8 protein-coding genes and 3 pseudogenes are annotated in these 15,932 nt (G+C 68.6%); 4 read left to right on the forward strand and 7 right to left on the reverse strand.

The window, feature by feature from the left end; all coding sequences use genetic code 11:
* Window positions 1-25: 25 nt before the first annotated feature.
* The 6 genes and pseudogenes from I8N67_RS43725 to I8N67_RS04575 form a co-directional block, all read right to left on the reverse strand.
* Window positions 26-3,220: an RICIN domain-containing protein gene (locus I8N67_RS43725; RefSeq protein WP_200301249.1), complete on the reverse strand. Its 3,195-nt coding sequence runs from the start codon at window positions 3,218-3,220 to the stop codon at window positions 26-28.
* An 84-nt stretch (window positions 3,221-3,304) separates the two neighbouring features.
* Window positions 3,305-5,065, reverse strand: a complete 1,761-nt coding sequence (locus I8N67_RS04555; protein ID WP_200301250.1) for an MGH1-like glycoside hydrolase domain-containing protein — start codon at window positions 5,063-5,065, stop codon at window positions 3,305-3,307.
* A 109-nt stretch (window positions 5,066-5,174) separates the two neighbouring features.
* A complete protein-coding gene (locus I8N67_RS04560; RefSeq protein WP_200301251.1) occupies window positions 5,175-6,035 on the reverse strand; it encodes a carbohydrate ABC transporter permease in 861 nt (286 codons plus the stop codon).
* Entirely contained in the window at window positions 6,032-7,015 is a 984-nt protein-coding gene (locus tag I8N67_RS04565; RefSeq protein WP_200301252.1) for a carbohydrate ABC transporter permease, read from the reverse strand. The genes I8N67_RS04560 and I8N67_RS04565 overlap by 4 nt, the downstream gene beginning before the upstream one ends.
* A gap of 22 nt (window positions 7,016-7,037) precedes the next feature.
* Window positions 7,038-8,281, reverse strand: a pseudogene (locus I8N67_RS04570) (sugar ABC transporter substrate-binding protein).
* Window positions 8,282-8,438: 157 nt separating this feature from the next.
* Complete coding sequence (locus I8N67_RS04575; RefSeq protein WP_200301253.1) at window positions 8,439-9,494, reverse strand: LacI family DNA-binding transcriptional regulator; 1,056 nt, start codon at window positions 9,492-9,494, stop codon at window positions 8,439-8,441.
* Window positions 9,495-10,317: 823 nt separating this feature from the next.
* Here I8N67_RS04575 and I8N67_RS42275 point away from each other — a divergent pair.
* The 4 genes and pseudogenes from I8N67_RS42275 to I8N67_RS04595 form a co-directional block, all read left to right on the forward strand.
* Window positions 10,318-11,301, forward strand: a pseudogene (locus tag I8N67_RS42275) (LacI family DNA-binding transcriptional regulator); the annotation flags it as partial.
* Between the two features lie 218 nt (window positions 11,302-11,519).
* Window positions 11,520-12,722, forward strand: a complete 1,203-nt coding sequence (locus tag I8N67_RS04585; protein WP_234045062.1) for a sugar ABC transporter substrate-binding protein — start codon at window positions 11,520-11,522, stop codon at window positions 12,720-12,722.
* Between the two features lie 278 nt (window positions 12,723-13,000).
* A complete protein-coding gene (locus I8N67_RS04590; protein WP_200301274.1) occupies window positions 13,001-13,471 on the forward strand; it encodes a hypothetical protein in 471 nt (156 codons plus the stop codon).
* A 199-nt stretch (window positions 13,472-13,670) separates the two neighbouring features.
* A complete protein-coding gene (locus I8N67_RS04595; protein WP_234045021.1) occupies window positions 13,671-15,548 on the forward strand; it encodes an RICIN domain-containing protein in 1,878 nt (625 codons plus the stop codon).
* Window positions 15,549-15,738: 190 nt separating this feature from the next.
* Here the strand turns inward: I8N67_RS04595 and I8N67_RS04600 are convergent.
* Window positions 15,739-15,932, reverse strand: a pseudogene (locus I8N67_RS04600) (IS6 family transposase); the annotation flags it as partial.

The following is a 15,932-nucleotide window of genomic DNA, read 5'->3' on the forward strand; positions in this document are numbered from 1 at the left end:
GGGTGTTCGCGGGAGCTGTCGGCTGTCAGTCCTTGCCGAGGAGGCGCCAGACCTGGTTCTTCTTGGTGGTCAGTGCGCTTGCCGCGTCACATGGCCATTGGTGGATGAGCGCGCCGGGTGTGGTGGAGATGTTGCTGACGTCGACGCACTTGCCGCTGTGCGCGGCGACGAGCTGGTAGTCGTGGCTGTTACCGAGTGCGGTCACCGCCGCCAGCTTGAACCGCTGGTTGGTGCCGCCGTGGCAGGTCCACTGCTGGACGGCGGCCCCGTTGGCGGTGGAGAGCGCGGAGATGTCGAGGCACTTGCCGCTGGAGTGGTTGACGACGGTGTAGGTGTCGGTCGTGCCGGTGACGGGGTGGAAGTCGTAGATCTGCTCCTGGCTGCTTCCGCAGGTGTTCTGCTGGTACTGGGTGCCGTTGGCGGTGGACTTGGCGGGGTCTTCGAGGCAGAGCCCGCTGTGCTGGGCGACGGCTGTGGAGGAGAAGCCGGTCGAGGCGCCGATGTGCAGGCTCGCGGGTGCGAAGGAGACCTGGTCGAGGTGGGGCGCGGAGCTGGAGCGCATGGGCTGCCCGATGTCGGTGCCGCCGCCGGAGTAGACCAGCCCGATGGTGGTGCCGTCGTAGTTGTAGAGCTGTGAGGCGGTGAACTTGACGGTGTTGGTGCCCTTGGTGAGGGTGACGGGGACCGTGTAGTTGTGGAATTGGTTCCAGTGCAGGGTGCTGGCGAAGTTGACGCGGGTGGCATCGCCGCCGTTGACGCTGACGTCGGCGTGCTCGGCGTACAGGTCGGGGTTGTAGTGGTTGGAGGGCAGTTCCTCGGCGTTGGCGTAGCGCATGGTCATGGCGTAGGTGCCGGCTGAGGGTGCGTTGACGTTGAGGGTGAGGGAGTTGGCGGTTCCGTTGCCGATGCCGGTGACGACGCCGCCGTTGGCCTGGCTGTAGGTGGTGTCGGCGGCCGCGGTGCCGGTGAGGGTGCCGTTCTCGGCCTGGTAGGTGACGACGTTATCGGTGGTGACGGCGGAGGTGGCGCTGAACGGGGCGACGGCCAGGCGGTCCAGGGCGAGGGTGCCGCTGGTGCCGGTCACCTTGACCTTGTTGATGCCGCCCTTGAGGTAGACGCGGTTGGCGGAGGTGGACCATGCGTCGGTCGTCGCGCCGGAGAGGGTCTGGTCGTCGGCGGTCTTGCCGTTGACGGTGAGGTCGGCCTGGCCGGTGTTGCGGTAGCGGGCCGTCAGGTCCGCGTATCCGTCCCGTGCGGAGTAGACCCAGAACGTGGCGGACTTGCCCGAGGTGAGGTTCACCGCGCCCGCGCCGGACTGGCCCTGGGATGTGTAGGTGGTGGTGCCGCTGTCGGAGAGGTTGGCCTGCTCGGCCTCGTAGAGCGTGGTGCCCTGGACGTCGGCGTCCTTGTACTGGAGGTCGATCTTGTCGACGATGGCGTCGCCGACGGTCTTCGCGTCGTTGTCGCCGGTGGTGGCCAGGGTGATGGTGTGGCTGCCCGAGGTGAGGTGCACGGTGGTGTCGCTGTGCCCCCACACCACCCACTGGAAGGCCACGGGAATGTCGATCCTGGTCGAGGCGCCGCCGTCGACCCGCATGTACACGTTGGTCGGGCCCTTGACGTCGGCGTCCTTGGCGTAGCTGTTGCCGAACACCGACAGGTCGTAGTCGCCGGTGGTGGGGACGGAGACGGGGAAGGAGATCACCGTGGTCGAGTCGGTGCGCAGGCCTCCGACGTCCTTGTTGCCCGAGGTGGCGAACTTGTAGAGCGTGCTGGAGGTGCCTTCGGTGTTGATGTTGTAGCCGCTGCCGCTGAGCGTGGCGTTCTCGGCCTCGTACGTGGCCGACCAGGTGTTGTCGGAGGCGGTGGTGCTGCCGGTGCCGCCCGGGGAGACGATCACCTGGTAGGCGGACATCGCGTCGAGGGTGATGGGGAGGGTGATCGAGCCGTCGGAGCCCACGGCGACGTCGGCGTCGGAGAGCCGGGTGGGGGTGGCCGCCGCGCCGATGTAGCCGCTGTAGCGGTCCTGGAACACGCTGACGTGCACGGTGCTGCCGAAGACCGCGGGGTCGATGTTCTTGATGACGGTGTTGGAGTCACCGCTGGTGCCGCCCCCGGCGAGGATGACGCGGGCCTGCTTCTTGGCCGTGTCCAGACTCGCCAGGCCCTGGAGGGTGAACGCGGCATTGGACTCGGCGCCGGTGACCTGGACGGTGTCGCCGCTCATGGAGCTGTACCAGTTGTAGAGCCACCACTGGGCGTTGGGGGTGTTCTGGGCCGCGGCGGAGTCGCCGAGATTGCCGTTGATGTTCCAGTACGGCAGGTTGCCGTCGACCTTCTTGTCCTCGAGGGCCGCGATCCACTGCACCATCTTGCCGGGGTCGGTCAGGTAGTAGCGGTCGGCGTACTCGTTGAGATTGATCGGCAGGTGCGAGGGGATTCCCACCGCGGTCTCGGCCGCACGGTAGTTGTCGACGGTGCTGCGCACGTCCGCCGGGCTGCCCAGGGTGTGCCAGGTCACGACGTCCGGCAGGCAGTTGTTGGCCTTGCAGTAGGTGAGGAAGCCCTTGTAGGCGAACTCGGTGTAGCTGGAGAGGTTGGGGCCGGCCAGCCGCGCCTCGGGCCAGATGCCCTTGATGAAGTTGTACGTCTGGAGCCACTCGGCGTTGAAGTTGGCCAGCGGCGATGACTGGGTGCGCATGCCCTGGTACCACATACCGTCGGGCTCGTTGTAGGGGACGAAGACGATGTGATCCTTGTAGGGGCTGGCCATCGCCTGCTCGACCTGGGTCTTCATGGCCGCCTGGTAGGCGGAGTAGCTGGCCCGTTCGTAGCTGAACGTGCGGTACACGTCCGTCATGTAGATCATGATGTCGTCGCCGCCGCTGTCGACGAAGGGCTTGGCGATCTCCAGGGCGTCCGATCCGGGGTGCTGCTGTCCGTCCTGGTACTTGGTGTTGGTGGTTTTCAGCCCCATTCCCTCGATGAGGTTGTTGGTCGGTACGTCGGGGCCGTACAGGCCGTACAGCACCCCGGAGGCACCGCCGTGGAAGGCTCCGGTGGTGGTGCCCAGGTCGACGGTGAGGGTGGGAGTGGCGGCCGAGGCGGGCGTCACCATCGCGGTGGTGAGGCCAGCTATGACGGCCAGCGGGAGGAGCGTCTTGGTGATGCCGTGGAGAAGGCGTCCTGTGGTCGAGCGTCTTTGCCCGATTCCTGGCATGTGCTTACGTCCCTTCAGGGATATGGCTGGTTGGTGCTGCGCCGGCCCCCGTGCCGGACGTGTGGGTGGGTGGTCGCCCGAGGGTCAGGCGACGGTGGCGTGGGCCTGGGCGTCCGCGTGGCGGTGGTGGTGGGCTTCTGCCAGCAGGAGATAGCTGCTGGCGGTCCAGGTGTAGGCGCGGTCGCGCAGGCCCTGGCCGGTCAGGGCGTCGAAGTTCTCGGCGAAGCCGGAGGTCTCGCACAGGGCGCGGAAGCGGGCGCTGATCTCGTTGGCCAGCCGGTGGTGGCCGGCGCGGCGCAGGCCGTCCTCGATGAGGACGGTGGCGGGGGCCCAGACCGGGCCGCGCCAGTAGCCGTCGGGAAGGTAGTGCGGTGAGGTGGTCAGTTCGGTGGCCAGGCCGTACGGCGTGAGGTGGGCCTCGATGTGGTCGGCCAGCGCGCTGCTGACGTCGCCGGGCAGGTGTTCGCCCAGCACGATGGGCATCAGGTCGAGAAGGCCGGCGCTGCTCCAGGTGTTCCCGGTGGCGGCTCCGCGGGAGACGAACCTGTCGCCGGTCCAGAGCTGGTCGAGTAGCGCGGCCTGGGTCTCCTCGGCTGCTCGCGTCCACCGGTGCGCCTCGTCCGGCTTTCGCAACTCCGTTGCGAGACAGGCGAGTTCGCGCAGTTGCAGGACGAGGAAGGCGGCCAGGTCGGCGGTGACGGCCACCCGTTCGGGGTCGAAGGTGGTGGCGTTGTCCCAGCCGCTGTCGTTGCCGTGCTGGTAGTGCGCCAGTTCGGCGCCGGGGGCTCGCCGTGCGGTGAGCCAGAAGTCGGTCCAGCGCGTCAGTCCGTCGTAGGCCCCCGCCAGTTCGGCGTGGCTGGGAGGCGTCGGCAGTCGGCGGCGCAGGCGGCCGAAGGCCCAGCCGTGGATGGGTGGCTTGACGAAGTTGTACAGGACCTCGGAGTGGGTGACCGAGTCCGGCAGGGCGCCGCCGTCGTCCTGATGGTCGAAGGGCAGGGCGAACTGGTCCAGGGCCAGTTCCGGGCATCCGGGGGCCAGGGCGAGGGCGTTGAAGCAGTGGTCCCAGCTCCAGACCTTGTCCATCCAGTGTTTCGACATCAGCACCGCGGGCCGGGTGACCAGGCCCGCCGGGCGTACGGTCGCCGACCAGACGACGTAGGCGGCGAGTTCGGCCGCCGGGGTGCCGGCCGAGCGCCACGGGGCGACCGTGTCGGCGAACCCGGCGAACGACTGCCGCGCGGCCTCCACGACCTCGCCGAACTCCGCCGACGAGCGGTAGGGCGTGCGGGAGGTGTCGAGTTCCTCGACCACGGCCTCCCACGATCCGTCCGCCTCGGCGCTGACCGTGAGACCGCGGTCACCGCTGCCCAGTACCTGGGAACCGGACACCTCGGCGATGGTGCCGGACAGCACGGTGACCCGGTAACGGTGTCCGGTCTCGTAGGAGGTGAACACGTGGGCGTCCGCTGCCGGGTCGTGGAAGAAGTACGTTCCGCTGAACGGTGTCAGGACCTGCGCGGCGGCAGCGACGCGCAGGCTCAGCCCGCTCCCCCGCAGGCGTACGGTGTCCGGCGACTCGTAGACGAGGTCGACGCGGCCGCTCTCGCCGGTCCAGCTGAGCAGGGCCGGGGTCGCCTCGACGCGGGTCTCGGCGCGGTCCCCCGTCGGCGCGTCGAGGGGCACCAGGCGCAGGACGGCGTGCATGCCGTTCTGGTGCGAGACGAGGTGGAGGTCCTCGGCATACGTCTTCTCCGCCACCACGGGCGAGATACCGAACCAGGATCCGTACGTGCTGAACGGGATGTCGTGGACGGAGAAGGCCGGGCCGGATCGGGCGGCGGTCATGAAGTCGGCACTCATTTCTTGAGCGGGTGGTCGGCGGTCTGCCGGTTGGGGCGCTGATGCTCGCGCGGCGGCTCGTGGAGAGCGCCACCGCATGCGGGGCGGCCTGATGTCAGTCCTTGACGGCTCCGGCGGTCACGCCGGCGGCGACGTAGCGCTGGGCGAGGACGAGGATGACCGCGGCCGGCAGCGAGGCCACGACGGCGGTGGCCATGATGGCGTTCCACTCCTGGTTGTTGTTGCCGATGTAGTGGTAGATGCCGAGAGTGATCGGCTCGTGGGCGCCGCCGTTGACCAGGGTGCTGGCGAAGACGAAGTCGGACCAGGACCACAGGAACGCGAACAGGGACACCGTGACGACGGCGTTGCGGCTCATCGGCAGGACGATCGACCAGAAGGTGCGCAGCGGCCCGGCGCCGTCGGTCCTCGCGGCCTGGAGCAGTTCGCCGGGGATGCCGGACATGAACGCGGTGAAGATGAGGACGGCGAAGGGGACGGCCAGGGTGGAGTCGGCGACGATCAGGCCGGGAACGGACTGGAGCAGGCCGAGCTGGAGGCAGATGGCGTAGAAGCCCATCGCCATGATGATGCCGGGGATCATCTGGGCGGCCAGCAGCACGAAGCTCAGGACGCCGCCACCGCGCGGGCGCAGTTTGGCCAGCGCGTAACCGGCGGGCGCGGCCAGCGCCACGGTCAGCACGACGGTGCCCAGGGCGATGAGCAGGCTGGTGCCGAGGTAGGGCAACTGCTCGTCGAGGACGGCCCGGTAGCCGGCCAGGGTGGCGTGGGCGGGGAACAGGTCCGGCGGGCTCTTGCGCATGTCCTGGCCGGGGGTGAAGGACACGTTGAGCATCCAGTAGACCGGGAAGAGCATGACCGCCGTCAGGGCGAGGCCCACGGCCGTCTTCCACCAGGTGGTCCGTCGCCGGTGTGGTCGCGACGGGGTGGCTAGGAGTGTGGCCGCGGTGGTCATGAGGCGTCCTGCTTTCGCTGAACTCTGACGTAGACCAGACCGAAGACCAGGGCGGCGACGACGAGCAGGTTGCCGACGGCCGCGCCGGGGCCGAAGGCGGGCAGGAGATTGCCGAAACCGAGCTGGTAGGACCAGGTGGCGAAGGTGGTGGACGAGCCGGCCGGGCCGCCCTTGGTCATGATCCAGATGATGTCGAAGACCTTGAGCGTGTAGACCAGACCCAGCAGCAGCGTGATCGCGGACACCGGGCGCAGCAGCGGGAAGGTGATGCGCCAGAAGCGCTGCCAGGCGTTCGCCCCGTCGAGGGCCGCCGCCTCGTACAGGCTCGCCGGGATGGACTGCAGCCCGCTGTAGAGCACGACCAGGTTGAACGGAACACCGATCCAGATGTTCGCGATGATCACCGAGGTCAGCGACCAGGACGGCGAGGTCAGCCAGTTCACCGGCCCGATACCGACGGCCTGCAGCACAGCGTTGACGATCCCGGAGTCACTGTTGAGCATCCACGACCACGTGGACGCCGACACGATCAGCGGCAGCAGCCACGGCACCAGGAACAGGGCGCGCAGGGTCGCCGAGAGCCGGAAGTTCTGGTTGAAGAAGACCGCGAGCGCCAGCCCGATGGCGAACTGGAAGACCAGGCACACGGCGGTGAACACCACGGTGTGGGCCAGCGCCGGGGCGAAGGCCGGGTCCTCGAAGACCGTCCGGTAATTGGCCAGGCCCGTGAAGGGCGCGTCACCCTGAACGAAGGAACGGACGGTGTAGTCGCGCAGGCTCAGGTCGAGGTTGCGGTAGAGCGGATAGGCGTAGAAGAGGACGAGGTAGCAGATGACCGGGGCGAGGAAGCCCCAGGCGGCCCACTGGGGGGAGGAGGGCCGACGCCGTTTCCTGGCGCGTGACCGGATCGGGGCGGCGTTCGCCACCCCGCCCCGCTCGCGCAGAGGCCCGGGAGCCGACAGCTTTGTCGTGTGGTTCATCAGAAGTCCATGGGCTTTCTGGCTACTTGGCGGCGGACTTGGCTGCGGCCAGGGCGTACTTCGGGGACTCGGCGCCGCTGAGGGCGGACTGGATCGCCTTCCACATCTGCTCGGAGATCTTGGGGTACTCGGTACCCAGGTCGTCGCTGGTGCGTCCCTTGGCCGCCTTCACCGCGTCGACCCAGGGCTGCAGTTTGGGGTTCGCCGCCACCTGCTTGTCCTGCACCTCGCTGGTGGGGGCGATGCAGGACAGGGTGGTGTCGGTGTCGTAGAGGTTCGGGAGTGCTGGTCAGGCAGGCCGCCAGCTTCGGGGAGGTGGTGTAGCGGCCGGTCTCGTCCTGGGCCGGGAGAGTGACGAACTCGCCGCCGGTCGGGGGAGCGGCGTCCCCTCCGGTGGAGTTGGGGACGGGCAGGACGCCGTAGTCGAAGCCCGCCTTCTCGGCGTTCGCCAACTGCCAGGTGCCGTTCTCGGCGAACGCGTAGTCGCCGCTCGCGAACTCCTGCCAACTGGTGGTCTGGGTGTTGTTGATGACCGAGTTGGGCGCATAGTCCTTCTTCAGCCAGCCGGTCCGCAGTGACAGCGCCGAGACCCCCTCGGACGAGTCGAGGTCGGTCAGTTTCGCGCCCGAGCCCCAGAACCAGGGCAGGAACTGGAAGCTGCCCTCCGCCGTGCCGATCGCCGAAAACGTGATGCCCTTCTTCCCCGCCTTGTCGACCTTTTTCGGCGCCGCGGTCAGTGACGTCCAGTCCGTGACCGAGGCGATGCCCACGCCTGCGGACTTGAGGACCTTCTTGTTGTAGTGGAGGGCGAGGGTGTTGGCGCCGATCGGTGTGCCGTAGAACTTGCCCTTCACCTCGCCGGCCGCGAGCAGGTTGGAGTCCACCTTCGAGGTGTCCACCTTGTTCTCGTCGGTGGTGGTGAGCACGCCCGCCAGGGTCGACACCACCGGGTTGTCGACGATGAGCAACGTCCGGGGAGTTGCCCTGCTGGGCGGCCAGCAGGGCCTTGTTCGTCAGGTCGCGGGTGTCGAACGCCGTCCGCTTGATCTTCACCCCGGCACCCTCGCCGCAGACGTCCAGCAGCTTCGCCCACGCCGACGCCTTGTCGAACTGCGGGTAGGGGTCCCAGATGGTGTACGTGCCGCTGCCCGCGCTTTCGGCGTCGGTGCTGCCCGAGCCGGAGGAACAGGCGGTGCCGACGACGGCGGTGTCGGCGACGACGGTCAGGACTGCGGCGGTGAGACGCCGTCTGGCAGATTTGTTCATTGCGCGTTCCCATGGTGTTCGGCACAGGCGTGCCCTGGATCGGCACAGGCGTGCCCAAGGAGTGGTGACCCGGGGACACTGGCTCGCCGCCTCGGGCGGTGGTTGAGCAGTCGGCTGGTATGGGGTGCGGGGTGAGGGGGAGTGTGCGGGGTGACGGTCAGGGGTTCGTGGGGGCGCCAGGGTCCGGAGCGGGGTCGGCGGGCGTGATGCCGGCGGGTGCGGTGCTCGCTCGCAACGAGATCGGCGGTGCGAGCAGGTGATACCGGGCCGGTGTATCGGGGTGGTCGAGCCGCTTGACGAGCAGCTCGACGGCGAGACGGCCCATCTCCTCCGCCGGCACGTCCGCTGCGGTGAGCTGCGGAGTCACCGTCTCCGCCCACCGGCTCGCTACCACCCCGGTGACCGAGAAGTCGCGTGGCACATGGCGGCCCGCCTGGGCCAGCCCCCGGTAGATCCCGCCGAGCGCGGCCTCGTTCAAGGTGACCAGGGCCGTGGTGGCGGGGTCCTCGTGCAGGATCCGTTCCAGACAGGCCAGGCCCGAGGCGGCGTCGTCCCCGCTGCAGTACGTCCGCACGGTGAGCCCGCGTTCCGCCGCCGCCTTGGTGAACCCCTCCAGACCCCGGTGTGCTGACTCGTACCCGGCTCGCAGGAGCTGCCCGGGCCGGTTGACGAAGGCGATCCTGCGGTGGCCCAGGTCCGCGAGGTGGTGCACACAGGCCGCCGCGAGCGCCGTGTGGTCCAGGCCCACCCACCAGCTGCCCTCCGGGTGGGCGGTGCGGCCGATGGCGACGGAGGGGAAACCCACCGCGGTGAGGTGGTCGAGCCGGTCGTCCTCCAGCCTGATCTCCATCAGGATCGCGCCGTCGACCCGGCGTTCGCCCAGCAGCCGCTGGAACGAGCGGTCGCTGTCCATACCGCTCGGAGAAAGCAGCACGTCGTAGTCGTAGGCCGCGGCGGCCTCGGTGACGCTGCCGATGAAGTCCAGTTGCATGCCGGTGTAGTGGTTACCGGCCGGCGGGAAGACCAGACCGATGGTGTTGGTCCGGCCGTTGGCCAGGGCCCGCGCGCTCGCGTTGGGCTGGTAGCCCAGCTCGTCGACGACCCGCTGGATCTTCCGGCGGGTGTCCTCGGACACGGGGCGCTTCGCGCTCAGCGCGTACGACACGGTGCTCCGCGAGACACCGGCCCGCTTGGCGATCTCACCGATGTTCACGGGGCTCCTTGGTGTGATGATCGAACCGGTTCGAGTAAGGAACAAGTCCAGGCAGGTGCTGCCTGTCGAACCGGTTCGCGTGGAAGTGAAGGTAGGAGCAACCCGCACGGGTGTCAACGCTTCTTATGGGCTTGCCTTACCGTCAGGTGCGGCTCGGTGGCCAGCCCGGTTGACAACAGCATGAGGAAGCCCCGGCAGCGTCGAAGAGGGTCAAGTCCGGCGAGACGTCCCAGGTGATCAGTCCCTCGGCGTCGGCCCGTGTCTGCGGTTGGTCGACGATGCGCCTTTTCCTGCGTCGCAATAAAGCCTCCCCGGCGTTCGTGGGGGTGCAAGGAAGGGGTGGTTCGGCGGTGGAGAGCTGCCGTGACCCAAGTCGAACCGGCTCGATGAGTAGGAGACCAATCGTTTCGCCATCGCAGGGGGAGCTGATTCGACGGCGGGCTGCTGTACGCCCATCCATCGAACCGGTTCGCTGGAAGCTAGCACCGGCGAACCGCGCCAGCAATACTTCGGACACGGGTTCCCTCCCGGGTGCGGGCGGATGTCAGGTGCGCCGTGAGCCGATCGACGATCTGCCTGGTGAAAGCGAGGGATGCGGGGCCTGGCTGAAGGTCCCGATCCGCCCGTACCGGTTTCCGGCGTGTTTCAGGAAGCGCGGCCAAGGCATTGACACCCGTGCGGTCAGCTCTTACGTTCCCTTCACGCGAACCGGTTCGACAGCTGGATCGCCGCCCACTCGCATTTTCTGCGCCCCACACCGGCACGCCCCCTCCCTCTCGGCAGGCGGCACACCGGTTCGATGAATTCCCACGAGGTGAGTGCCGTGAACATCGGTGAGATCGCCCAGCGGGCCGGTGGCTCGCGGAGCACCTGGTACGCGCCGAGCGACCAGCAGCCGGTGTCGGACGACACTCGTCAGAAGGATGCAGCGGGTCATGGACGACCTGGGATACCCGTCGGACACCAGCGCACGTGCCCTGGCCGATGGCCGGACCAGCACCATCGGTCCGGTCTTCCCGCCGGCCGGGAACCACCGCACCGGAACAGCTCGACTTCCCCGGCAGCGTGGTGGAGGCCGCGGGCGCCTACGACCACGACGTGCTGCTCTCATCGAGCGGTGTGGACAACGGTCGCTCGTTCCAGCGGTTGCTGGAGGAGCGACGCGTCGACGGCGCGACCCTGATGGAGATCCGGTTGCAGGACGACCGGGTGGACCATCTCGCCACCGAGAACCTCCCCACCGTCTGCATCGGCCCGCCTCGCGGAGCGGGAGGCCGGCTGGTGGGTCGGCATGGACCACACGGCGCTCGCGGCGGTCTGGGCGCACCACCTCGCGGACCTGGGCCATCGCGCAATCGCCATCGTCAACCGGCCCGAGCGGCTCTTGCGCACCGGTTATGAGTCCGTGCGCAGAGGCCTCGACGGCGTCACCAAAGCCGCCGCGGAGCGCGGGCTGACCGTCCGGACGTACCTCTGTGGGGACGACGCCTTCAGGGGCCTGGCCTGCCTGGAGCGGATCCTGCACGAGGACCCCGCCACCACGGCCCTGGTCACCTTGAACGAGGCAGCGCTGGGCGGCCTCTACGGGGCCTGGCCCGGGCGGGCCGTCATGCGCCGCGCGACTTCTCGGTCGTCGTCGGCGTCGCCGTCCGATGGCCCAGACGGTGACTCCGCAGCTCACCGCGGCGGACGTGCCGGCGGAGCAGATGGGCCGCCTCGCCGTCGAGCGGCTCGAACGCCCGACGCACCGGCCCGGCATCACCTGCTCGCCCCGCCGATCTCTTTCCGTCCCAGCACCGGGCCCCTCGAAGGCCTGACCGGCCGCCTCCTGCATCCCCTCACCCCGGGGATCGTGCCTTCCCTCCCGCACATCCCTTTCCCGCCACCGGGTGAGCGGCCGTCCGCGGACTGCGCGGCGCTGCTCGGCCGGGGCCCTGCCCCTCCGTCTCCCTGGCATGCATATGCCCAAAACCAGAGGAACGTCCCGTGAACAGACCCACCAGACGGCGTCTCACCGCCGCGGCCATGACCGTTGTCGCCCTTACGGCCGGTACCACCGCCTGCTCGTCCGGCGACAGTGAGTCCGCGACGGGGAGCGACAGCGGCAGCTACAACATCTGGGACCCCTACCCGCAGTTCGCCAAGGACTCGGACTGGGCGAAGCTGCTGGACGCCTGCGGCACCGAGGCCGGGGTGAAGATCAAGCGGACGGCGTTCGACACCAGTGACCTGACGAACAAGGCCCTGCTGGCGGCGCAGCAGGACAATTCCGCGGACGTGCTCATCGTCGACAACCCGGTGGTGTCGACCCTCGCCGAGGCGGGGGCACTCACCACGACCGACGAGAACAAGGTGGACACCTCGAAGGTGGACCCCAACCTGCTCGCGGCCGGTCAGGCGGGCGGCAAGACTTATGGCATGCCCATCGGCGCCAACACCCTTGCCCTCTATTACAACAAGGACGTCCTCAAGACCGCGGGCGTGGACATCGCCTCGGTCACGGACTGGAAGTCACTGACCGCGGCGCTGAAAAAGGTCGACAAGGCAGGCAAGAAGGGCATCACCTTCTCGGCGATCGGAACGGAAGAGGGCACTTTCCAGTTCCTGCCCTGGTTCTGGGGCTCGGGCGCGCAGCTCACCGACCTCGACTCCTCCCAGGGCGTCTCGGCAGTGTCCCTGTGGGCCAACTGGCTCAAGAAGGGATACGCCCCCAACTCGGTGATCAACAACACCCAGACCACCAGTTGGCAGGAGTTCGCGAGCGGCGACTACGCGTTCGCCGAGAACGGCACCTGGCAGTTGGCGAACGCCGAGAAGGCGGGCTTCGACTACGGCGTCCTGCCCATCCCGGGTGCCAACGGGGGCAACGCCTCGGCGCCGACCGGCGGCGAGTTCGTCACCGTTCCGGTCCAGGGCGACACCGGCCGCTATGCCACCACGCAGAAGCTGGTGTCGTGCCTGACCAGCACCGAGAACCTCTACGACACCGACACCACCCTGTCCTACGTGGCTCCCACCAGCGAGGTGCAGGACAAGCAGGTGGCGGCGGACGCGAAACTCAAGCCCTGGGTCGACGCGGTCAAGGCGGCCAAGGGACGCACCAGCGACGACCTCGGCACCCAGTACCCCAAGATCTCGGAGCAGCTCTGGAAGGCGGTCCAGTCCGCCCTCAGCGGGTCCCAGTCCCCGAAGGACGCGCTCACCGCGGCGCAGGACGCCGTCAAGTAACCGACGTTCAGGGCTTTTTGATGAACCGCACGACCCGCCTGCCGGACCCGCCGGCGTGTGCGACCGGAACGGGGCGGCCCACGCCGCCCCGACCCCGGCACGCACCGCGCCACGGCGCCGCCTTCCCCTCGCAGCAGTGGGCCGCCTGGTTCTTTCTCGCCCCGGTGGCCCTCCATTTCGCCTACCCGCGGACCCCGACACAGTCCGCTCCTTCGTCCGGGGCGACGCGACCTTCACCGGCCTCGCGACCTACGTTGTCTTCCAGTACGCCATACCCGGTGGCCGGCGCGCACACCTTCACCTCGTACGAGACCGGGTGCCGTTACGGGATCACCGTGCTGTCCGGCTCCCTCACCGAAGTGCCCGGCAGTCAGGCCCTCGGCGGCGGCGACCGCGGCCTCACGATCACCGCAGACACCGGGGAGTCCGGGAAGCGGCCGTCGAGGAACTGGACGGCTCACGATCGCCCGTACGTCTCTTCGGGGGACGCCCGACCGGGTCGTGCAGGCCGCGGAGCGCGCCTTCGCCGCCTTCAGGGACGCGGTGGCCGGACATCCCTGCCGTTCGACCACCAGGACGAGAGCGCTCTGCCGGACTCAGTGACCCACTCGGAGGTCCTCTACCCCTTCGTCGAACCGCCCCTCCACGGCCGACCCTGGGCCGCCCGCACCGACGGTTCCCGTGCCGCCCCGCCCACCAGCGTGTTCCCCGACGACAGTTCCTTCAAGGCAGTCTCGCCGTGGGCCTGACCCGTCCCTGCGCACCCGCTGCAGGACGGGCAGCGGAAGACGCCGAGCACTTGGGCCGCCGGCCCCATCCGGACCGACCGCCCTCTTCTCCTCGGCGACACCTCATCAACTCCGACACCCGCACTTGCCAGGACGGCGGTTGCCGAAGACCGTCCGGGCCCACCGTGCCCAGATGTCACCCACCTTCCAGGGAGACCACATGACCATGCCTCGCATACCCGCTCCGCCCGGACACAGCGGCGGGCGGAGCTCCGCCGCAGGCCGGCGCCTGCGCAGGACCGCCACACTCGCCGTGCTGTGCGCGTCAGTCGCGGCCGTCCTCGTCCCCAGCACGTCGGCCCAGGCAGCCGACACCACCGTCGCGGTCGACTTCTCCACGGCCGGCGGCGCTCCCACCTACCGAGCCTCGGGCACCATCTACGGGATGACGTCGGACGGCTCCCTGCCGCAGGACCACTTCTTCCGGGACATCAAGTGGAAGTTCATGCGGGCCGGCGGCGCACAGCTCAACAGCGGCGGCTACGCCACCGGCCTCGCCGACTACCAGACCCGCTGGAAGGCCACGCTGGCCCAGTACAAGCGGACCGTCGCCCTCGGCGGCACCTTCGTCCTCCTCCCGCATGACCTGTGGGGCGCCGACGGATACACCGATCAGGGCTGGCCCGGCGACAACGGTGACTGGACACAGTTCGACGCCTTCGTCACCCAGCTCATCAGCGACGTCCAGGCCAACAACATGACCGTTCAGTGGGACCTGTGGAACGAACCCGACGGCAGCAACTTCTGGGCTCCGTCGCAGACCCAGTACCTGCAGATGTGGTCGCGGTTCCACGCCCGCGTGCGGTCGGCTTTCCCTGATCAGCTGATCGTGGGCCCCAGCATCTCCAAAACGCCGAACTCGTCCAACACCTGGTGGACCGCTTACCTGACCTACGTCAAGGCGAACAACGTCGCCCCCGACATCTACAGCTGGCACGCCCTGCCCAGCGACCCGGTCACCGACGTCGCCCGTGCCGACTCCACCCTCGCCGCCGCGGGCCTGACCAACACCCGCCCGTACCAGGTCAACGAGTACGGCGTCAGCAACGAGCAGAATCCGGGCCGTGGTGGCTGGTACATCTCGCGTCTGGAGCGTGCGGGGGTGGACGGTATGCGCGCCAACTGGGCGTCGGGGAGCGGTCTGCACGACAACGAGGCGAGGCTGCTGACGAAGAACAGTGCCGGCCAGTATCTGCCCCTGGGCGAGTGGTTCCTGTACCGCTATTACGGCTCCCAGACCGGGAACGTCGTGCAGGTTACGGCCGGCACGAACACGGACGGTGTGGCGACGAAGGACAACAGCGTCCGCAACGCGAAGATCCTGCTGGGCAGTAACGGCAACACCGGCACGGTGACGGTCGGTCTGAACCGGCTGGACACGACGTCGGTCGTGGAGAGCGGCCGGGTCCGTGCGATCGTGCAGCGGATTCCGAACAACGGTGGCGGTGCGGTGAGCGGGCCGGTGACGGTCTCCGACCAGACGCTGACGGTGAGTGGGAACGCGGCGTCGGTGAGCGTGCCGTGGACGGACGCCTCGGACAGTTACACCGTGACGCTGCTGCCGCCGTCCAACACCACCGTGTCGACGGTGGCGGTGGTGCAGCACAGTGGTCAGTGCCTGGACGACACGAACCTCAGCACCGCCAACGGCACGCAGTACCAGCAGTACCCGTGTGAGGGCGGCTACCAGCAGATGCTCGACCTGAAGCCGGTGGCCGGGCGGGCCAACACGTACACGGTGGTCAACCAGCACAGTGGCAAGTGCCTGGACGTGAACAACGCCTCCACGGCGGACGGTGCGGCGGTCATCCAGTACACCTGCAACGGTGGTACCCACCAGATGTTCACCCTCAACCCGGTCACCGCGCTCGGCAACAGCAAGGACTACCAGCTGGTCGCGGTGCACAGTGGCAAGTGCGTCGACGTCAGCGAAATCTCGACCACGGCCGGTGCGAAGATCCACCAGTGGACCTGTGACGCCGCGAGCGCACTGAGCAAGAAGAAGAACCAGATCTGGCGCCTCCAGGGCATGAGCTGACCTGCGTCTCTTGCCCACGGGGGCTCCCGGTCACGGCCGGGAGCCCCCGTGGGCTGCCGTTCCGCTTTGCCGGCCGCTGCCCTTGGTTCGCGGCAGCCGCGGGCAACGGGATGCGCGTTGTCACGTTGTTGGCTGTGTGACTGCCTGACGGCGCGTCGGGCCATGGTGGGCTTGGGAGCCGGGCCTGTGGTCAGGCCGTGGTGGGCCGGTCGGCAGCGCCGGTGATCTGGTCCCAGATCGCGAAGCGGATGCTCATCTCGGCTCGGTAGTCGTGTGCGGGCATCAGGTGACGGCGGGCCGGAAGTGGGGTGAGATGCCGCTGAACGCGGACAGGAACCGCTGGGCCCCGCCCACGGAGCGGGGGCCTGTCGATGAATTAGTGGG

The sequence above is a fragment of the Streptomyces adelaidensis genome, from assembly GCF_016598475.1.
GTDB classification, from domain to species: Bacteria; Actinomycetota; Actinomycetes; order Streptomycetales; family Streptomycetaceae; genus Streptomyces; species Streptomyces adelaidensis.